Below are 20563 nucleotides of genomic sequence, written 5' to 3' on the forward strand. Positions count from 1 at the left end.
TGGGGCGCACGCGTCGCTTGACTTATTCTGTGATAAAGGTACTTTTCAGGACATGAAGAAGATCCTGATTATTGTTCCCGACGGCGGCATGCTGTTTGAAGCCGCCGGTATCGCCGACATTCTGATGCAGGCCAACCGGCTGCATCCGGAAGGTCTTGCGCAGCCCCGCTACCGGATTATCATCGCCACCACCCAGCCTCACCAGGTGATCCACGGCCAGTCCGGCCTGAATCTGCTGGCGGACTATCGCCTGCCGGAGCTGGATCCGCGTGAACCGCTGGACACCATTATCATCACCGGACGCGGCATGAACGAGCTGGAGAGCACGGCGGTGGTGGACTGGTTGCACCTCGCTGCGCCGCACGCCCGGCGGGTAGCCTCTATCTGCGGCGGCGCGATGCTGCTGGCCCAGACCGGCCTGCTGGACGGTCGCCGCGCGACCACCCACTGGCGGCTACTGGAGACGATGCAAGCCCAGTATCCCGCTATCCACGTCGAAGGCGGTCCGCTGTATATTCAGGATGGTCCCATCTGGACCTCCGGCGGCGTGAGTTCCGGGTTCGATCTGACCCTGGCGCTGGTGGAAGACGATTACGGATTTACCCTCGCCCGCGACGTGGCGCAGGATATGGTGATGTATCTGCGCCGTCCCGGCGGCCAGCTGCAGTTCAGCCGTTACAGCCTGCAGCAGCCCGGCACATCGGGCCCGATAAGCGAACTGCAAACCTGGATCCTGCAAAACCTCACCGCCGACCTGTGCGTGGAAAATCTGGCCGAGAAAGCGGCGATGAGCCCGCGTAATTTCACCCGCGTGTTTACCCGAGACGCGGGAGTTTCTCCGGCCCGCTACGTTACCGAAGCGCGTCTGGCCGCGGCCCGCCAGCTGCTTGAGCAGACCCATGACTCCCTTGAACGCGTTGCCGAGCAAAGCGGGTTTGGCACCAGCATTAACCTGCGCCGCATCTTTGAGAAACAGCTTCACCTCACGCCCGGCGAGTACCGCCAGCGCTTCCACTGCCGCAAGATGGCGTAATCTGATCCTTTTTTGTCATTTACGCCAATCGGCCCGACGCCTACAGTGACTCCAGACAACAGAGATAAGGAGTGCACCATGGTTAAGGTCGGTATTAACGGTTTCGGCCGTATCGGACGTAATTTCCTGCGCGCGGCGCTGGGTAACCCGGATCTGCAGATTGTGGCCATTAACGATCTGACGGACAGTAAAACCCTCGCCCACCTGCTGAAGCATGATTCCCTTCTGGGCACGCTTCCCGCCCCGGTTGAAGCGGCAGACGGCGCGCTGCAGGTAGACGGGCAGCGGATCGCCGTATTTAGCGAACGCGATCCGGCGAATATCCCGTGGCGTGACGTCGACGTTGACGTGGTGATTGAGGCCACCGGCTTCTTTACCGAGCGGGAAAAAGCGGCGGTGCATATTACCCACGGCGGCGCTAAGCGCGTCATCATTTCCGCCCCCGGGAAGAACGACGACCTGACGATTGTGATGGGGGTTAATCACGAGCAGTACGATCCCGCCCGTCACGCGGTGGTGAGTAACGGGAGCTGCACCACGAACGGCCTGGCGCCGGCCGCTCAGGTCCTGCATCAGCAGTTCGGGATTGAGCATGGCCTGATGAATACCACGCATGCCTACACCAACAGCCAGGCGCTGCACGATCAGCCGGAGAAAGATCTGCGCGGCGCGCGCGCGGCGGCGCTGTCGATTGTGCCTTACTCCAGCGGCGCGGCAAAAGCGCTGGGGAAAGTGATCCCCTCCCTGGACGGCAAACTGACCGGGTACTCCCTGCGCGTGCCGGTGCCGGTGGTGTCGATTGTGGATTTAACGGTAACGCTGAGCCGTAACGTAACCGCCGAAGAGGTGAATGACGCGTTCCGCAACGCGGCCGCCAGCGGGCCTCTGAAAGGCATTCTGGGCTATAGCGATGAACCGCTGGTCTCCAGCGATTACCAGGGCGACCCACGCTCCTCGATTATCGACGGGCTTTCCACGCTGGTGATTGGCGGGAACATGGTGAAGATCCTGGCGTGGTACGACAACGAGTGGGGCTTCTCAAACCGTCTGGTGGATCTGGCGGTGTGGATGGATAAGAAAGGGCTGTAAGTCTTACCGTGATGCCGGGTGGCGCTTGCGCTTACCCGGCCTACAAATTATGTCATCATCCAGTAATATCTCCCCATTCCTCGCTGAATATATAATTCTCAATAATCTCAAGTTTATTTAACTCTTTCTAATTCATCGCATCAATTATAAAAACGCACCAATTAACTTAGAAAATAGGTTAATGTTTATTCTTTACTTTACGTTTAAAAGTGCGAGTCCGATCACTGTCCTTAGACGATAGCGTAGACCATGATACACCCTGCACACAACAGGGACATATTATGTATTACAGCAAGGAAATTATAGAAAGAATTGGATCCGATAAAGATCTTGCATTAAGGCTCGATCGCGCCGTCGCGGGGGTAAAGGACGGTGCCATAGAATATTTAAATAATCTTGGCGATGCGACCACACGCTTGCTTTATTATACCTCTTGCTTCACTGATAATTATCAGGATGTCTGTAAAAAATTGGGTTCGGAAGATTTGAGGTTTTTAGCAGGAGTCGCCGAGCTTGTTAAGCATAGAGATGTAATTTTTAGAATGGTAAGGATTTATATTGAAACGATGCTTCAGAACAGATCCATTATTCAAAGAAAAATTATTCTCGAAAAATTAATACCATTTACAACAAACTATTCTGTAAAGCAAGTATCTAAGAGCGGTTTGATTTATGCCGCCACGTCATACATCTGTTATGGTAATAAAATGAACGCGGCCGTAAAAAGTGCATTTATGAGAAAGGTTGGTTTGAGCACAGGAGGTGTAATTACCGTATTAAACCTTTACGCTATAGTTCAGCATGCGGCAGACAGCGCAAATACACTTAAAAAATTTCAGCCGTTATTTTACCATGCGCTGTATGTTGAAAAGCTGGAAATGATGTATTTCCTTATTGAACCGGTGATAATGAAAGCCGGTTATCTTAACTTAAACACTGCATCCGATAGCGAAATTGCTGATGCGCTGAATAGAATGATGCGATAATGTGGCAATCGATAAAAGCATTTTTGAAACAATTTTTAAAAAGTTTCTTACAAGACATTCTGGATGATTTTTTTTGGTATGGCACTGGAATATTCGCCATCATTCTCGGTGCTGTCGTAGTGAGTTTTATAGAAAACGAAAAAATTGCACTACGAATCGTTGGGATTATTGTATTAGTTGTGTACTTCATTGCATTTCGTTACAAAACAAAGGATCAATAAATGTCTACGCCAGCACATATATGGTTTACTGATGAAAATAACGCGCCCGTTTCAGGCGAGTGTTTAATGCCTACAAGATTGGGCTCTACCGAACTCAAATCGTTTAATCACTCCGTCTGGATCCCCACCAGTTCCAACACGGGAAAACTGACAGGAACGCGCCTTCATGTTCCCATTACCTTTGAAAAAGAAATAGACCGCATCACACCCTATTTATTTCGTGCTGTATGTACAGGCAAAACATTCAAATCTGCATTAATCAAAATGTATAAAATTGATGACGCCGGTATTGAGCGCGAATACTTCAATATCACTCTGGAAAACGTCAAAATAACCAGGATCTCGCCAGTATTGCACCCGCTCGGTATCGCAAGTGCGCATATGGAAGAAGTCGAACTCCGCTATGAATCGATTGAATGGAAATATTGCGACGGGAATATCATGTTTAAAGACACCTGGAATGAAAGAGCAACAGCATAGAACAATGAACAACCGTTAAGTCCCTCTCCCAAAGGAGAGGGAAAAGGCTCACTCTGCTTTCACTTTCACGCCCATAAGCACAATCACCATCGCCGTTACCAGCAGAAGGCCGCTTCCGGCGAATACGCCGCTGGCGCCGTTGAGGTCAAATACCGCGCCACCCCCGGCCGCACCGGCACTTATTGCCAGCTGAATTGAGGCCACCAGCAGCCCGCCTGCACTTTCGGCTTCATCCGGAACGGTTGTGGCAAGCCAGGTTGACCAGCCCACCGGAACCAGACCAAATGCAAAGCCCCACAGCGCGACCAGGAACCCGTCCAGCATCGCCAGATGACCAAACGCCACCATCGTGAGCGCGAGAACGCCCATCGCGAACGGCACCAGCGCCAGCGTCAGGCGCAGATTACGCGCCAGCAGATGCCCGGCAACCGAGGTGCCGACAAAGTTGGCCAGCCCAAAGCCCAGCAGGATCAGCGAAATGGTCTCCACGCTCGCCTGCCCCACCGTTTCCAGGAACGGGCGCAGGTAGGTAAAGAAGGCGAAATGGCCGCTGAAAATCAGGATGGTCGCCAGCATGCCGCCGATCATCCCCGGACGACGCAGCACGCGGAACAGCGTACTCAGGCTGCCGCTGCTCTCCGGCTTCATGGACGGCAGGACCCAGAGCTGCCACAGCAGCGCCAGCATGCTCGGCAGAATGCAGAGCACAAAGACGTTGCGCCAGCCGATCAGGCTGCCCAGATAGCTGCCGAGCGGCGCCGCGACCACCGTGGCTATCGATACACTGGAGAAGATCACCGCCAGCGCCTTCGGCACTTTATCTGCCGGAACCAGACGCATCGTGGTCGCCGTCGACATCGCCCAGAATCCCCCGATGGCGATACCCAGCAGCAGGCGTCCCATCAGCAACACGTGCAGCGTCGGTGCAAAGGCCACCAGCAGGCTGGAGATAATTTGCAGGACCGAGAAAAACATTAGCACCCAGCGGCGGTCGATGCTTTTGGTCGCCGGCGTAATCAGCAGTCCGGTCACCAGCGCCACCAGCGCGGTGGCGGTGACGGCCTGTCCGGCCATTCCTTCACTCACGCCCAGGCTCGCGGCCATCGGCGTTAACAGACTGGCGGGCAGAAATTCTGCCGTAATCAAACCAAACACCCCCAGCCCCAGTGAATAGACGGCCCGCCAGGCGGGTTTTGCAGGCGCTACAGCCTCGCTCGCCGCGACACATGAATTCATCTGTTTTTCTCCCGTTATAAAAATGTGACAACTGTCGCAAAAGCATAGAAGGTTCACCCTGGACGATCTATGACATATAATCTCCACTTATTGATTATTCGTCCGGAGTTGCGCCATGACCGTACAGTCACCCGATCTGATCAGCGAACTTTTACGCGGCATGCGTCTGTCAGGTGTGAAATACCGGCGGATCCAGGCCAGCGCGCCGTTTGGCGTCGCGTTCCATCAGGCGCCCGGTAGGGCGCAGTTTCATTTTGTGAGCCACGGTAGCGCCCTGCTGCGAATGGAAAGCGGTGCGACGTTCGAACTGAGCAGCGGCGATGCCCTTTTTATTCCTTGCGGTAATTCCCATGCCCTGCTCTCTGACGAGCGGGCAACCATTACGCCCGTCAATGCCTTTCCCAGCGAGCCCATCTGCAGCTCGGTGTGTGCCATCACCTGCGAGCCCTGCCCGGAAAGCGAGAACACCATCATCTTTAGCGGATGCATGGATTTTGAGCTGGGCGGGATGCAGCCGCTGATCAAGGCAATGCCGGAAGTGATGATGGTCAGCCGGCTGATGTCCACCTGGCCGGAGATCCACCCGCTGCTGGCGGCGATGGAGCGGGAGTCCGTGTCGCGTCAGGCCGGATACGCCGGGATCCTTGCGCGTCTGGCCGACGTGGTGGCGGCGTTAATCGTGCGCGGCTGGGTTGATGGCGGCTGTGGTAAAGCCACCGGCTGGGTGCAGGTTCTGCGCGACCCGCGCCTGAGCCGGGCCATTTACGCCATGCACCAGCAGCCCGGCCTGAACTGGAGCGTGGCGGATCTGGCAAAAGAAGCGGGCACGTCCCGTTCCGTGTTCGCCGAACGGTTTCTGGCCGCGACGGGAACCACCCCGGCAAAATATCTCAGCGAGCTGAGGATGCGGCTGGCCATCCAGTACATTCGCCACGAAAATCAGCCGATTGAAACCGTCGCGCTGCGGCTGGGGTACGGCTCTCTGGCGGCATTTAGCCGGGCATTTAAGCGCATCATAGGACATGCGCCGGGCACGCTGCGGGAAGCCAGCCAGACGCCGGAAGAGGTCTGACGGGCAGGCAATTATTAACGCGAAGCGGGCAATATTCGTCTAAGGTTTTCAGGTGATTGACAACAGCGGTCACGCTGTTTAGTGAAGACAGGAGACGAACTGATGATAAGACCTCGTACACTACGCCCCGCGTTCTTGCCCCTTGCGTTAGGAGGCGCGCTGCTCGGCGTCACGACTTGCGGTTATGCCGATGATAGCCCCGCAGCCCAGACAACCTCACCCGATATTTTGCTGGGCCCTCTGTTTAACGATGTGCAAAGCGCCAAACTGTTTCCCGATCAGAAAACCTTTGCTGATGCCGTCCCCAAAAGCGACCCGCTGATGATTCTGGCGGATTACCGGATGCAGCACGCGCAGTCCAGCTTTGACTTACGCCACTTTGTCGAGATGAACTTTACGCTCCCTGCGGAAGGGGAAAAATATGTTCCGCCTGCTGGACAAAGTTTACGTGAGCACATCGACGATCTCTGGCCCGTGCTGACGCGCACCACGGATAAAGCCAGCAACAAATGGGATTCCCTTCTGCCGTTACCCAAACCTTACGTTGTGCCCGGCGGCCGTTTCCGCGAGGTCTACTACTGGGACAGCTATTTCACCATGCTGGGCCTGGCAGAGAGCGATCACTGGGACAAAATCAGCGACATGGTGGATAACTTTGCGTATGAGATTGACGCCTTCGGCCACATTCCCAACGGCAACCGCAGCTATTACCTGAGCCGCTCCCAGCCGCCGTTTTTCTCAATGATGGTTGAACTGCTGGCGACCCACGACAGCGATGCGCTGAAGAAGTACCGTCCGCAGATGGAGAAAGAGTATGCCTACTGGATGGACGGCGTCGACGCCCTTCAGCCGGGGCAGGCTAACAAACGCGTGGTGAAGCTGGATGACGGCGCTATCCTCAACCGCTACTGGGACGACCGCGATACCCCGCGCCCGGAGTCATGGCTTGACGACGTGAATACCGCCAAAAGTAACCCTAACCGGCCTGCGACCGAGATCTACCGTGATTTGCGTTCCGCTGCGGCCTCGGGCTGGGACTTTAGCTCCCGCTGGATGGACGATCCGCAAAAGCTCGGCACCATCCGGACCACCAGCATTGTCCCCGTGGACCTGAACGCCCTGATGTTCAAGATGGAAAAACTGCTGGCGCGGGCAAGCCAGGAGAGTGGCGACGCCGCCAGCGCAAGTAAATACGAGGCGCTGGCAACGGCGCGTCAGAAAGCCATCGAGAGCCACCTGTGGAATGATAAAGAGGGCTGGTACGCGGATTACGATCTCAAGAGCAAGAAGGTACGCAATCAGCTCACGGCGGCAGCCCTGTTCCCGCTTTACGTGAAGGCGGCGGCGCAGGACCGGGCCGATAAAGTCGCCGCGGCAACCTCGTCGCGCCTGTTGAAGCCGGGCGGTATTGCGACCACCACCGTCAATAGCGGCCAGCAGTGGGATGCGCCAAACGGCTGGGCCCCGCTACAGTGGGTGGCCGCGGAAGGGCTGCAGAATTACGGGCAAGAAAAGGTCTCGATGGACGTGACCTGGCGCTTCCTGAAGAACGTCCAGCATACTTACGACCGCGAAAAGAAACTGGTCGAGAAGTATGACGTGTCGACAACCGGTACGGGCGGCGGCGGCGGCGGCGGTGAGTATCCGCTGCAGGACGGCTTCGGCTGGAGTAACGGCGTAACGCTGAAAATGCTGGATCTAGTCTGTCCGAAAGCAAAACCGTGCGACAGCGTGCCGGAGAATCAGCCTGCGGCAAATGAGGAGGCTGAGCCGGTGAAAGCTGCGGCGCAGTAAGGGTATTGCCGGGTGGCGGCTACGCCTTACCCGGCCTGCGCGTGCTGGCTCTAATCCTCACAAATTAATGCGAGTAGCGAACAATCCCCTCGCCCCTTTGGGGAGAGGGTTAGGGTGAGGGGAACATACGGCTGCGGTGGTCATTCCGTTCACTTTATGTTCCTTGCTATTCTGTAACGACATGGCCTGTGAACGTGCCAGGGTGGCTCAATCGCCACCACCCTGGCGACCCGGGCTCCCGGCGGTAAATCGCCGCTTCGCGGTGCCCTCGTCTTATTCCTTCCGGCTTATCGGGGACGGGCGGAGGTAACGTCCCTGTAAAGCCCGCCCTCTCGGCGCATCCATGCGCCTCGCCCCGGCCTTCAGGAAACGCCTCAGCGATTTACAGCCGGACCATGGCGTCGCTGCGAATAAATCGTTTCACTTTAAAAAAACAAAATCGCTTCTGGTTAAAAATTTACTGGAGATCCCTCAGCACCGGGAAAGGGAAACGATCGTCAGAAACTATAACTCGCCCCTAGCTGATACGTCCTGTCACGTCCAATCCAGCAGTTGGTCGCATCGTAGCAGGTCAGCGTCTCTTTATTGGTGATGTTCTGCGCGCTGGCTTTGAGCGTTAGCCCTGCCAGCGAGGGCAGGATTTCGCCCATCCGGTACGAGGCCGCCAGATCGTACTGCGTGGTGCCGCCCAGTTTACCCGCATCGTTTGCCGGAGAGATTTCCATCGGCCCGGTGTAGCGTGCGCCCGCTCCCAGCATCAGTCCTTTCAGCGGCGTGTTGTCAAAGGTGTAATCCCCCCAGAGGTTAAAGGCATTCTCCGGCACCTGCGTTGGACGTTTACCTTTGTATTTGTCATCTTCCCGGTTGATCGCGTGGGTGTACGCATAGTTGGCAATCAGCGTCAGGTTGTCCGTCGGACGGCTGATGGCGGAGAGCTCTGCCCCTTTGGATTCCACTTCCCCGGTCTGACGATAGTTCAGGAAGCCCGGATCGGAGGTGACGACATTTTTCTGCCGGATGTTAAACACCGAGGCGGTAAAGGTGGTGGCGTAGTCGGCCAGCAGATATTTCACCCCGCCTTCCACCTGCTTGCTGGTGGTTGGCTTGACGTCTTTCGCAACGAGCGTGCCCTGCGGTGACACCGGCGCGAAACCTTCTGAATAGCTGATAAACGGCGAAATCCCGTTATCGAAGGCGTAAAGCGCGCCCAGGCGTTTGGTGACGTGATCCTGCGATACCCAGGCTTTATCACCGTTTTGCAGGTAGTTGGTGGTAACGGAGCGGTAATCGTCGTAGCGCAGGCTGCCCAGCAGGTTGAGGCCGCCAAACTCTACCTGATCCTGTAAGTAATAGCCGTTTTGCTGGTAGCTGAGACGGTTTTTCTGGGCGGTATAGAGCCCCAGCGCGCTTTCCTGGACCTGCGAATAGTCTGGATGACGCATATCGATGCCCGGCGTCGCCGACGCGTAGCGATAATGGAAATGGGAGTTCAGCTTCTGATAGTCAAACCCGGCCAGCAGGTGGTGTTTCCAGTCGCCCAGGGCAACGGTTTTGGTCACCTGGTTGTCGATGTTGAAGCTCTTAAGGTCTTCATCGGTGGTGTAGGCAAAGCGGTTGAGCTGATACGCCTCGCTTCCCGTCCCTGTCGCGTAGACGCTGCGCTGGTGGGTATCGACGTCGAAATAGCGCGCTTTCTGATTAAAGCCCCAGCCGCTTTCAAACTCATGTTCAAAGCTGTAGCCCAGCATCCACTGACGCTGCTTAAACCCGCTCCATTCGTCTCCGGCATAATCGCGCTTGCCCGCATATTTCGAGTGCAGGTAGGCGAGCGGCAGCGGGTTAGACGGCGTCAGGCTCGGGGTGTTTTGCGCCAGCGCGTCCAGGGTAAGGCGGGTTTTGCTGTCGGGCTGCCAGGTGACGGACGGCGCAACCAGGTAGTTTTCATACCGGGTGGTGTGCGGCTGATCGTCGTTTTCCGTGGCTTTGCCCAGCAGACGGTAGTTCCAGTCGCTGTCGGCAATCTGCCCGGTTGAATCGAGGTATCCCTCTTTAAGATTACGGTTTCCGGTGTTAACGCCGATTTCGGTTCTGGCTTCCCGCTGCGGTTTTTTACTTTGAATATTCACCAGCCCGCCCGGCGAACCGCCGCCGTAAAGGACCGATGAGGGGCCTTTCAGGATATCAACGCTGTCGATCAGCAGCGGATCGATGCGCGCTTTGGTATTGCCGGTGACGTTATAGGGCAGCTGCAGCCCGTTGTAGAACTCCTGGTCGACGGTAAAGCCACGAATTTTATATTCGCTCATGTAGGAGGTATTCCCCCGCACCTCGGTTGAGACGCCCGGGGCATAGCGCAGGATTTCATTCACCGAATTCGCGTGACGCTTTTCAATTTCCGGCGCAGAGAGGGTCGTGATGACCTGCGGCGTTTTACTTTCGGCAACGGCCGATTTCGTGGCGCTGTTCGTCCAGGCCGGCAGCGCGCTGCCCTGCTCTGAGCCCGTGACGACGATGGTGGATTCTTCGGCGAACGCCGGGACCTGCAATGCCAGCGTGACGGCCCCTGCCAGAGCGCAAAGCGTAAAACGTGAGGTATTCATAATGTCGTCTTGTTGTTAGATGCAATACGGAACGACAATTATTATCATTTAGATTAACAAATCAATACTCAGGCAAAAAAAACGGCCCTCCGCAGAGAGCCGTTTACGTCAATTTATGCTCGTCGCAGTAACCTGAATATGCCCAGCACCACAATGGCACCCACGACAGCGACCAGAAAACTGTGCAGGTCGAAACCACTTATGTTGCCTCCAAAGCCAAACATCGTCGCCAGCCAGCCGCCCACAACCGCACCAACGACCCCGAGTACACAGGTCAGAATAAAGCCGCCGCCATCGTTTCCCGGCATGATCAGTTTAGCGATAGCGCCAGCAATAAGACCAAAGATAATCCAGGCGATGATACCCATAGCGATGCCCTCTTGCAGGTTTAACGCGTGCGCAGAAAACCTTCTGCACAGCTAACTTAAGTATAGGTCATCGCCGGAAAACCATTTTCATCTCACCGACTTATCTTTGGTTAAACAGGCAAAAAAAACTCACCGGTTTGTATTAAGTTTCATTGCAGATTGCCGATAACGCTAAGACAGTCTGTCATCAATCAAGGAGCCATCCGGCGTGAGTCATTACAGTGAGCAGTTCCTCAAGCAAAATCCGCTGGCTGTATTAGGGGTATTACGCGACCTGCAAAAAGGTGAAGTGCCGCTGCGCATCAGCTGGTCGAATAATCAGTTCATCAGCAAGATCCTTGACGCCTCGCAGGATCGGCTGGTGATTGATTTAGGCAGTCAGGAGTATGAAAACCGCGCGGCGCTGAAAGCGGAGAATATCGCGGTGATGGCCGAAACGCAGGGCGCCAAAGTGGAGTTTGTCCTGTCGCGGCTGGAACTGAGCGAATACCAGGGACTGCCGGCTTTTGTTACCCCGCTTCCGACCAATCTCTGGTTTGTTCAGCGTCGTGAATATTTCCGCATCAGCGCCCCGCTCCATCCCGCCTATTTTTGTAAGGCCAAAATGCCGGACAAAAAAGAGATCCGCTTCCGCCTCTTCGATCTGTCGCTGGGCGGCATGGGCGCGCTGATGGATACGCCGAAACCGGACGGGCTGGTAGAGGGCATGCGGTTTACGCAAATCGAACTGGATATGGGGGGCTGGGGTCGCTTTTATTTCGATGCGCAGCTGATTGCGATCAGCGACCGCACCGTCGTGGACAGCAAAAATGAAACCATTACCACGCCGCGTCTGAGCTTTCGTTTCCTAAACGTCGGGCCTGGAGCAGAGCGTGAGCTTCAGCGTATTATCTATTCCCTGGAGCGAGAGGCGCGGGAACGCGCAAATAAGGTTCTGTGAATAAATCGGGCAGCGTGACCGCCGCCCGTCTGCGGCATTACATGGCATCCATCGCTTTCTGTACTTTCCAGATATAACGAGGCGCCTGTGGTGCCGGGTGATTTTTCGCCACATGTTCAAAGAACTCGTCTTTGTCCATGTCGTTAATCTCTTCTATCGCCTCTTTGCGGTCAGAGGAGAAGGTTCTGAGCAACGCGCCGGCACCGTTAACGTAAGACACCACCAGCGCGTACTGCATCACCTCTGGATCCTTAATCCCCTTCAGCACGCCATGCTCCATGATGCTCAGGTAGGCCGTGCCCATTGAAATGTTACGTTCCGGGTTTTTCAGCTCGCTGGTCGACGGCTGGCCGTTCCACCCCATGTAGCGGTAAACCTCTCTCCCCGCCGTTGACGCTTTAAGCTGCATCAGCCCCACCGCGTTGGACTTGCTGACAAGCGTGGGATTACCGCCGGACTCCACCGCAATAATCGCCGTGATGAGACGCGGGCTGACGCCCCAGGCCTTCCCGGCTTGCTCACTGATCGGCATCCACTGCATGGCCCGTTTCACCGGCACTTCCGGGTTCCAGGGCGGGTTTTGATAATCATGTTTTGAACTACAGCCAGCGAGCAACACAATCAAAAAAGCAAACCATCTCAATTTCACGTCATCTATCCTTATAGCCGGTCATCGCGGTGCGCCGCCTCTTGAAGCAGGCAGCGTATAAGCGGCATGATATAGACAATTAGTTTCTCATTCAGCAAGGAATTGCCATGTCTCAGTTTCATCTCATCGCGCCGTCGGGCTACTGCATTAACCAGGACGCGGCGCAGCGGGGCGTTCAGCGTTTGCTGGAATCTGGCCATCAGGTAGAAAATCAGACGATTATCCCCCGCCGCCAGCAGCGTTTTGCCGGTACCGAAGCGCAGAGGCTGAATGATATCAATAGTCTGGTGAACCTGACGGGCGAAAACCGGGTTGTGCTTGCGGTGCGCGGCGGATATGGCGCGAGCCGGCTGCTGGAGAGCATTGACTGGCAGGGGCTGGCGCTGCGCCAGCAGCAGGATCCGCTGCTGATCTGCGGCCACAGCGATTTCACCGTCATCCAGCTTGGGCTGCTGGCCCTGCATAACGTCATCACCTTCAGCGGTCCGATGCTGGCCGGTAACTTCGGCGCACCGGAGCTGGATGCGTTTACCGTGGAACATTTCTGGCGCGCGCTGCGCAATTCAACCTACAGCGTGGAGTGGCAAGGCAATGGACCGCACTGGGAATGTGAAGGCCAGCTCTGGGGCGGCAACCTGGCGATGCTGGTCTCGCTCATCGGCACGCCGTGGATGCCGCAAATCGAGGACGGCATTCTGGTGCTGGAAGATATCAACGAACATCCGTTCCGCGTCGAGCGCATGCTCTTGCAGCTTTATCATGCCGGTATTCTTGAACGCCAGTCCGCGATTGTGCTGGGCAGCTTCAGCGGCTCTGCTCCGAATGACTATGACGCGGGTTACTCCCTGGAGACTATGGTCGACTTCGTTCGCTCGCGGCTGGATATTCCGGTCATCACCGGTCTCGATTTCGGCCATGAGCAGCAAACCGTCACCCTGGCGCTGGGGGCGCATGCCTCCCTGATCCACAACGATTCCGGCAGTCGGCTGACCATCAGCGGTCATCCTGTCATAAAGGCATAAAGGCATAAAGGCATAAAAAAGCCGTTATACCCCCTTAATAAAACGCTGTTGCCGTTGTTAATATGTTAGGGTTTTAGTAACAGCGTTAACATTGAGGTGGGAGTAAGAGAACATTGGATGCCGCAGCGATAATCAGCCTTTTCATTTTGGGTTCCGTCCTTGTAACCAGCAGTATTTTATTAAGTTCATTTTCATCGCGTCTCGGCATACCTATTCTTGTCATTTTCCTCGCCATCGGCATGCTGGCCGGCATTGATGGCATTGGCGGTATCCCATTCGATAACTACCCCTTCGCCTACATGGTGAGTAACCTCGCGCTGGCGGTGATCCTGCTGGACGGCGGGATGCGCACCCAGGCAAGCTCCTTCCGCGTGGCCTTAGGGCCTGCGCTGTCGCTCGCCACGGTCGGCGTGTTGATTACCTCTGGCCTCACCGGGATGATGGCTGCATGGCTTTTCCATCTCAATATCATGGAAGGTTTACTGATTGGCGCCATCGTGGGCTCAACCGATGCGGCAGCGGTGTTTTCCCTGCTCGGGGGAAAAGGGCTAAACGAACGCGTTGGCTCCACGCTTGAGATTGAATCCGGCAGTAACGATCCGATGGCGGTATTTCTCACCATTACGCTTATCGAGATGATTCAGCAGCATGAAAGCGGGCTGAGCTGGATGTTTGCGTTACATATCCTGCAGCAGTTCGGCCTGGGGATTGTCATCGGCCTGGCGGGGGGATACCTCTTACAGCAGACGATCAACCGCATCTCGCTGCCCGCGGGGCTTTACCCCCTGCTGGCGCTGAGCGGCGGCATTCTTATTTTTGCCGTCACCACCGCGCTGGACGGCAGCGGCATTCTCGCCGTCTATCTCTGCGGATTCCTGATGGGCAACCGCCCTATTCGCAACCGCCATGCCATTTTGCAGAACTTTGACGGCCTGGCGTGGCTGGCGCAAATCGGCATGTTCCTGGTGCTGGGCCTGCTGGTTACGCCATCGGACCTGCTGCCGATCGCCGTTCCGGCGCTGCTGCTTTCCGCGTGGATGATCTTCTTCGCCCGTCCGCTGTCGGTATTTGCAGGCCTGCTGCCGTTTCGCGGCTTCAACCTGCGCGAGCGGGTCTTTATCAGCTGGGTTGGCCTGCGCGGCGCGGTGCCGATTATCCTTGCGGTGTTCCCGATGATGGCCGGTCTGGATAACGCGCGGCTGTTCTTTAACGTGGCGTTCTTCGTGGTGCTGATTTCCCTGCTGTTCCAGGGAACCTCGCTCGGGTGGGCGGCGAAAAAAGCCAAAGTGGTGGTCCCGCCCGTGGGCTGGCCGGTCTCCCGCGTGGGGCTCGATATTCATCCGGAGAACCCGTGGGAACAGTTTGTCTATCAGCTGAGCGCCGACAAATGGTGCGTGGGGGCCTCGCTGCGCGATTTGCACATGCCGACCGAAACGCGCATTGCCGCCCTGTTCCGCGATAATGTCCTGCTGCACCCTACCGGCAGCACCCGCCTGCGCGAGGGGGATATTCTCTGCGTGATTGGTCGCGAGCGCGACCTGCCCGCGCTAGGCAAGCTGTTCAGCCAGTCGCCTCCGGTGGCCCTGGACCAGCGCTTCTTCGGCGATTTTATTCTGGAAGCCAGCGCTAAATTTGCGGATGTGGCGCTGATTTACGGTCTGGATGAAGGTGCTGAAGACGGTGATAACCCGCAAACGCTGGGCGAAATCATCCAGCAGCGGCTTGGCGCTGCCCCGGTCGTGGGGGATCAGGTAGAGTTTGCCGGGATGATCTGGACCGTTGCCGAAAAAGAAGATAACGCGGTGCGGAAAGTCGGTTTAAGGCCGATGGATGAGGAAGCGGAGTAGTTTTTTTGCCGGGTGGCGGTTTCGCCTTACCCGGCCTACAAAACCCTCTAACGTAGGCCGGGTAAGCGTTAGCGCCACCCGGCGAACATAGGTTACACCGTCACAACCGGCACTCGAGGGGCCAGCGCGCACATCAATTCATACCCCACCGTGCCCGCCGCGGCAGCAACGTCATCAATCTTAACTTCGTTACCCCACAGCTCGACGGGTGAGCCAATGCCCGCCTGCGGGCATGGCGTCAGGTCAACGGCCAGCATATCCATAGATACGGTGCCCACTGTTCCCGTGCGGACCCCATCGACCCAGACCGGCGTGCCGGTCGGCGCGATGCGCGGGTAGCCGTCGGCATAACCGCCCGCCACGATGCCAATCCGCTGCTCGCCCTTTGCCCGGTAGCGGCTGCCGTAGCCCACCGTGTCCCCGGCCTTCAGCGTCTGCACGCCAATGATTTCACTGCGCAGGGTCATGACCGGCTTCAGGCCGCTGTTGGCGATATCCTGCCACTCGCCAGAGGGAGACGCACCGTACAGAACGATCCCCGGACGCACCCAGTTATAGTGCGCCTCGGGATGCCACAGCGTGGCCGCCGAGTTCGACAGCGAGCGCGGGCAATCCAGCCCTTCTGCCGCCTGCTCAATGCGGACCATGGCATCGGCAATACCGTCGGGTTTTTCCGCGTCGGCAAAATGCGCCATCAGCGTCATTTCGCCCACGTTTTTCATGGCGCGCAGCTGCTGCCAGACCGTATGCACCCGCTCAGGCTGGAAGCCCAGGCGGTTCATGCCGCTGTTTACCTTGAGATAGATATCCAGCGGAGCATGGAGCTTCGCATCCTGGATCGCCTTAATCTGCCAGTTGCTGTGAACGCTGGTGGTCAGCCGGTACTTATCCAGCAGCGGCAGATCGTCCGCATGGAAGAACCCTTCCAGCAGTAGAATCGGCCCTTTCCAGCCGCGCTCGCGCAGCAGAATGGCCTCTTCAAGATTCAGTAGCGCAAAACCGTCGGTCGCGCTCAGCGCGCTCCAGATACGATCGATACCGTGGCCGTAGGCATTCGCTTTCACCACCGACCAGACGCGCGAACCCGGTGCCGCCCGACGAACAATTTGCAGATTATCCTTAAGGGCCTGCAGGTTCAGCTGGGCCAGAACAGGACGGGACATGACAACTCCTTAGCTATGCGCGCCGTGCAGGTGCTGTGGACGCGAAGGCGTAAACCCCGATTGATAGCGCGCGGCGCTTAAATCGTCAAACGGAATTGCCGGCGTGCGCCCGGAAATCAGGTCGCTCAGCAGCTGGCCCGATCCGCAGGCCATTGTCCAGCCGAGCGTGCCGTGTCCGGTATTGGTCCACAGATTTTTAAACGGCGTGCGCCCTACGATCGGCGTGCCGTCCGGGGTCATCGGACGCAGGCCGGTCCAGAACGTCGCCTGCTCAACAAAACCGCCGCGCGGGAAGAGATCGCCCACGACCATCTCCAGCGTTTCACGACGCGGCTGCAGCAGTTCGGTGTTGAAGCCGACAATCTCCGCCATGCCGCCCACGCGAATGCGGTTGTCGAAGCGGGTAATGGCGATTTTGTAGGTTTCGTCCAGAATGGTCGACACCGGGGCGCCGCTCTCTTCTTTCACCGGGATGGTCAGCGAGTAGCCCTTCAGCGGATAAACCGGAATGTCGAGAATGCCTTTCAGCATGGCGGTGGAGTACGAACCAAACGCCATCACGTAGGCATCGGCTTTGATCACCTCGTCGCCGCACTTCACGCCGTAAATTTTTTCCCCTTCCGACAGCAGCTTGTCGACGGAGGTGTTGAAACGGAACTTCACCCCCGCCTGCTCGCACATTTGCGCCAGACGTTGCGTAAAGAGCTGGCAGTCGCCGGTTTCGTCATTCGGCAGGCGCAGGCCGCCGGTCAGCTTATGCGCCACTTCCGCCAGCGCCGGTTCAACCTGACCAAGCTGGCTGGCTTCCAGCAGCTGGTACGGTACGCCGGCATCTTCCAGCACGGCGATATCGCGGGTGGCATTCTCGTACTGTTGCTCGGTGCGGAACAGCTGCAGCGTCCCGCCCTGGCGGCCTTCGTACTCAATCCCCGTCGACGCGCGCAGCGCTTTCAGACAGTCGCGGCTGTATTCCGCCAGGCGCACCATGCGCCCTTTGTTCTCCATGTAGTGGCGGGTGTCGCAGTTGCGCAGCATCTGCCACATCCACTTCAGCTGGAACTGCGTGCCATCAAGGCTGATGGCCAGCGGCGCATGGCGCTGGAACATCCATTTAATCGCTTTCAGCGGAACGCCCGGCGCAGCCCACGGCGCCGCATACCCCGGAGAGATTTGCCCGGCGTTCGCCGCGCTGGTTTCAAGCGCGGGACCGGATTCACGATCGATAACGGTTACGTCATGTCCCGCCTGACTTAAATACCAGGCGCTGGTTACCCCAACGACACCACTTCCCAGTATGACAACACGCATAGCCACTCCATTATGTGCAAAAGAACAATCTTCTAATTACAGATTGATAACCTAGTTGAAAATATTATTCAACATACGACTTTTTTATGGTGACTTACCTCACACATCCCCCAGCATCAGGGGATAGTGCTAATTTGGGATCTCCTGCTGCGCGTTATTTTTAACCAGCATAATATGCTGCGGCATACCGTTTTTTTGCCGTATCAAAAACGCGAAATCGCAAAGAAAAAATTTCTGCCCCAGCACGCTTTTTAACACGTTGATCTATGCTTGAAAGGAGGCTCTCCAGACAGAGAGAGCACCCACAACGAGGGCGCGCTAATGGCTACTATTGATTCCCTGAACAAGGACAACACACGTCTGAGCGATGGACCCGACTGGACCTTCGAGCTGCTGGATGTTTACCTCGCCGAAATCGACCGGGTCGCAAAGCTGTATCGCCTGGATACCTATCCCCATCAGATTGAAGTCATTACGTCCGAACAGATGATGGACGCCTACTCCAGCGTCGGGATGCCGATTAACTATCCGCACTGGTCGTTTGGTAAAAAATTTATTGAAACGGAACGGCTGTATAAGCACGGCCAGCAGGGGCTGGCGTATGAGATTGTGATTAACTCCAATCCGTGTATTGCCTATTTAATGGAAGAGAACACCATTACCATGCAGGCGCTGGTGATGGCGCACGCCTGCTACGGGCACAACTCCTTTTTCAAGAATAACTATCTGTTCCGCAGCTGGACGGACGCCAGCTCCATCGTCGATTACCTGATCTTCGCCCGTAAATACATTACCGACTGCGAAGAGCGCTACGGCGTGGACGAAGTGGAAAAACTGCTCGACTCCTGCCACGCGCTGATGAACTACGGCGTGGACCGCTACAAACGTCCGCAGAAAATCTCCCTGCAGGAGGAGAAAGCCCGGCAGAAGAGCCGCGAAGAGTACCTGCAAAGCCAGGTGAACATGCTGTGGCGAACCCTGCCGAAGCGTGAGGAGGAAAAAACGATCGCCGAAGCGCGTCGCTATCCGTCCGAGCCGCAGGAAAACCTGCTCTATTTTATGGAGAAGAACGCCCCGCTGCTGGAGCCGTGGCAGCGTGAGATCCTGCGCATCGTGCGCAAGGTGAGCCAGTATTTTTACCCGCAAAAGCAGACGCAGGTCATGAACGAAGGCTGGGCGACCTTCTGGCACTACACCATTCTTAACCATCTGTACGACGAGGGAAAAGTGACCGAGCGGTTCATGATGGAATTCCTCCATAGCCATACCAACGTGGTGTTCCAGCCGCCCTACAACAGCCCGTGGTACAGCGGAATAAACCCGTATGCGCTTGGCTTCGCCATGTTCCAGGACATTAAGCGCATCTGCCAGTCGCCGACGGAAGAAGACAAGTACTGGTTCCCGGATATCGCCGGTTCTGACTGGCTGGAAACGCTGCACTTTGCGATGCGCGACTTTAAGGACGAGAGCTTCATCAGCCAGTTTATGTCGCCGAAGATCATGCGTGATTTCCGCTTCTTCACCGTGCTGGACGATGACCGCAACAACTATCTGGAGATCTCCGCAATCCATAACGAAGAGGGATACCGTGAGATCCGCTCTCGCCTCTCTTCCCAGTACAACCTGAGCAACCTTGAGCCGAATATTCAGGTATGGAACGTCGATTTGCGCGGTGACCGCTCCCTGACGCTGCGCTATATCCCGCACAATCGCGCGCCGCTGGATAAAGGGCGTAAAGAAGTGCTGAAGCACGTGCATCGTCTGTGGGGCTTTGACGTGCAGCTGGAGCAGCAGAATGAAGACGGGAGCGTCGAGCTGCTGGAACGTTGCCCGGCGCGGTTGAATACGCTGTAGTGTTTTTTTGCCGGGTGGCGGCTATGCCTTACCCGGCCTACGGGTTTTGTAGGCCCGGTAAGCGAAGCGCCACCGGGCGAAAAAAAACCTCTCGTATGAGAGGTTTTTTCTTTTAGCGGGTCTGAATCGCTAAATCACCCGGCAGCGTTTTCTGCATACGGTGCCAGATTTCACCGGAATCGTGACCGTAGCGGCGCACCGTCTCATAAACCTGATCGTGCAGGCCTTCGGTACAGAGCTTGCTCAGCTTATGGTAGAAGCCCAGCGCCAGGCTACGCGCTTCCGGATTGGCAAAGTAGTGGCGGCCAATGCGGGTGTAAAGCCCTTTCATACCGTTGAGGATCAGGCCATACACCGGGTTGCCGGAGGCAAACGCCAGGCCGCGGAACACGTTGTAATCGAGGGTGGCAAAAGCATCGGCGTGATCTTCCACCTCGTTCGCGCTGGCCAGCACCGCAAGGGCGTCTTCCGGATGCTGACGGAAAGCGGTACGAATAAAAATCGTCGCGATGTTGGTGCGAACGGAGAGGAGATTATCAATGAGCTGCGGCACGCTTTCATGGTCAAGACGCGCCAGCGTTTCAAGAATGTTCAGCCCGGACGTTTCCCAGAAGTTGTTCACTTTCGTAGGCTTACCGTGCTGGATCGTCAACCAGCCATCGCGCGCCAGCCGCTGAAGCACTTCACGCAGCGTGGTGCGAGTGACGCCAATCAGTTCAGAGAGTTCGCGTTCAGCCGGAAGAATGGACCCCGCAGGGAAACGATTATTCCAGATGCTTTCGATGATGTACTCTTCCGCGAAACCCGCCGGGCTCTGCGCCTTAATGACCATAGTGAGATTTCCATTACACAGCTTTAGCAAATTGGACTCATCATACCAGAGGCACGCAGTGGCAGGTAG

General features: G+C 56.5%; 18 protein-coding genes. 11 read left to right on the forward strand and 7 right to left on the reverse strand.

Features of this window, described 5'->3' with window-relative positions; all coding sequences use genetic code 11:
* Positions 1 to 52: 52 nt before the first annotated feature.
* The 5 genes from UR289_RS06635 (at position 53) to UR289_RS06655 (ending at position 3809) form a co-directional block, all read left to right on the forward strand.
* Positions 53 to 1033: a GlxA family transcriptional regulator gene (locus UR289_RS06635; protein ID WP_221702194.1), complete on the forward strand. Its 981-nt coding sequence runs from the start codon at positions 53 to 55 to the stop codon at positions 1031 to 1033.
* A gap of 78 nt (positions 1034 to 1111) precedes the next feature.
* A complete protein-coding gene (gene gap / locus UR289_RS06640; RefSeq protein WP_320709514.1) occupies positions 1112 to 2122 on the forward strand; it encodes a type I glyceraldehyde-3-phosphate dehydrogenase in 1011 nt (336 codons plus the stop codon).
* Positions 2123 to 2403: 281 nt separating this feature from the next.
* The gene (locus UR289_RS06645) at positions 2404 to 3108 is read left to right on the forward strand and encodes a hypothetical protein (RefSeq protein WP_221702192.1); all 705 of its coding nucleotides are present in this window, start codon (positions 2404 to 2406) and stop codon (positions 3106 to 3108) included.
* Positions 3108 to 3329, forward strand: coding sequence for a hypothetical protein (locus UR289_RS06650; protein ID WP_069302986.1), 222 nt, complete (start codon positions 3108 to 3110; stop codon positions 3327 to 3329). The genes UR289_RS06645 and UR289_RS06650 overlap by 1 nt, the downstream gene beginning before the upstream one ends.
* Positions 3330 to 3809: an Hcp family type VI secretion system effector gene (locus tag UR289_RS06655; protein WP_048977923.1), complete on the forward strand. Its 480-nt coding sequence runs from the start codon at positions 3330 to 3332 to the stop codon at positions 3807 to 3809. It abuts the gene before it with no gap.
* 48 nt (positions 3810 to 3857) lie between these two features.
* Here UR289_RS06655 and UR289_RS06660 read toward each other — a convergent pair whose 3' ends face one another.
* Positions 3858 to 5045: an MFS transporter gene (locus UR289_RS06660; RefSeq protein WP_087822763.1), complete on the reverse strand. Its 1188-nt coding sequence runs from the start codon at positions 5043 to 5045 to the stop codon at positions 3858 to 3860.
* Positions 5046 to 5160: 115 nt separating this feature from the next.
* On the opposite strand from UR289_RS06660, the gene UR289_RS06665 reads away from it, so the two are divergent.
* Positions 5161 to 6117 carry an AraC family transcriptional regulator gene (locus UR289_RS06665; protein ID WP_320709517.1) on the forward strand — a complete coding sequence of 319 codons (957 nt, stop codon included), beginning with the start codon at positions 5161 to 5163 and terminating at the stop codon, positions 6115 to 6117.
* A 102-nt stretch (positions 6118 to 6219) separates the two neighbouring features.
* Complete coding sequence (locus UR289_RS06670; protein ID WP_320709519.1) at positions 6220 to 7911, forward strand: alpha,alpha-trehalase; 1692 nt, start codon at positions 6220 to 6222, stop codon at positions 7909 to 7911.
* 497 nt (positions 7912 to 8408) lie between these two features.
* Here the strand turns inward: UR289_RS06670 and UR289_RS06675 are convergent, their stop codons facing one another.
* Entirely contained in the window at positions 8409 to 10511 is a 2103-nt protein-coding gene (locus tag UR289_RS06675; protein ID WP_320709520.1) for a TonB-dependent siderophore receptor, read from the reverse strand.
* A 113-nt stretch (positions 10512 to 10624) separates the two neighbouring features.
* A complete protein-coding gene (locus UR289_RS06680; RefSeq protein ID WP_008502662.1) occupies positions 10625 to 10879 on the reverse strand; it encodes a GlsB/YeaQ/YmgE family stress response membrane protein in 255 nt (84 codons plus the stop codon).
* A gap of 208 nt (positions 10880 to 11087) precedes the next feature.
* Here UR289_RS06680 and ycgR point away from each other — a divergent pair, with 208 nt between their 5' ends.
* Positions 11088 to 11819, forward strand: coding sequence for a flagellar brake protein YcgR (ycgR, locus tag UR289_RS06685; protein WP_023312174.1), 732 nt, complete (start codon positions 11088 to 11090; stop codon positions 11817 to 11819).
* Between the two features lie 37 nt (positions 11820 to 11856).
* Here the strand turns inward: ycgR and emtA are convergent, their stop codons facing one another.
* On the reverse strand, positions 11857 to 12468 hold the full coding sequence (emtA, locus tag UR289_RS06690) for a membrane-bound lytic murein transglycosylase EmtA (protein ID WP_064672703.1): 612 nt from the start codon (positions 12466 to 12468) through the stop codon (positions 11857 to 11859).
* Between the two features lie 107 nt (positions 12469 to 12575).
* Between emtA and ldcA the strand changes: the two genes are divergently transcribed.
* Positions 12576 to 13490, forward strand: coding sequence for a muramoyltetrapeptide carboxypeptidase (gene ldcA, locus UR289_RS06695; protein ID WP_320709523.1), 915 nt, complete (start codon positions 12576 to 12578; stop codon positions 13488 to 13490).
* A gap of 113 nt (positions 13491 to 13603) precedes the next feature.
* A complete protein-coding gene (locus UR289_RS06700; protein ID WP_058841379.1) occupies positions 13604 to 15337 on the forward strand; it encodes a potassium/proton antiporter in 1734 nt (577 codons plus the stop codon).
* A gap of 92 nt (positions 15338 to 15429) precedes the next feature.
* Here the strand turns inward: UR289_RS06700 and dadX are convergent, their stop codons facing one another.
* Together dadX and UR289_RS06710 are read right to left on the reverse strand one after the other, a co-directional pair.
* Positions 15430 to 16500, reverse strand: coding sequence for a catabolic alanine racemase DadX (gene dadX / locus UR289_RS06705; protein WP_033145815.1), 1071 nt, complete (start codon positions 16498 to 16500; stop codon positions 15430 to 15432).
* A gap of 9 nt (positions 16501 to 16509) precedes the next feature.
* Complete coding sequence (locus tag UR289_RS06710) at positions 16510 to 17808, reverse strand: D-amino acid dehydrogenase (protein ID WP_032658462.1); 1299 nt, start codon at positions 17806 to 17808, stop codon at positions 16510 to 16512.
* Positions 17809 to 18129: 321 nt separating this feature from the next.
* Here UR289_RS06710 and UR289_RS06715 point away from each other — a divergent pair, with 321 nt between their 5' ends.
* Positions 18130 to 19662: a SpoVR family protein gene (locus UR289_RS06715; RefSeq protein ID WP_023293929.1), complete on the forward strand. Its 1533-nt coding sequence runs from the start codon at positions 18130 to 18132 to the stop codon at positions 19660 to 19662.
* Between the two features lie 112 nt (positions 19663 to 19774).
* Here the strand turns inward: UR289_RS06715 and fadR are convergent, their stop codons facing one another.
* Positions 19775 to 20494: a fatty acid metabolism transcriptional regulator FadR gene (gene fadR, locus UR289_RS06720; RefSeq protein WP_023336056.1), complete on the reverse strand. Its 720-nt coding sequence runs from the start codon at positions 20492 to 20494 to the stop codon at positions 19775 to 19777.
* Between the last annotated feature and the right edge of the window lie 69 nt (positions 20495 to 20563).

It is taken from the genome of Enterobacter sp. 302C9 (genome assembly GCF_034106085.1).
GTDB lineage: Bacteria > Pseudomonadota > Gammaproteobacteria > Enterobacterales > Enterobacteriaceae > Enterobacter > Enterobacter asburiae_B.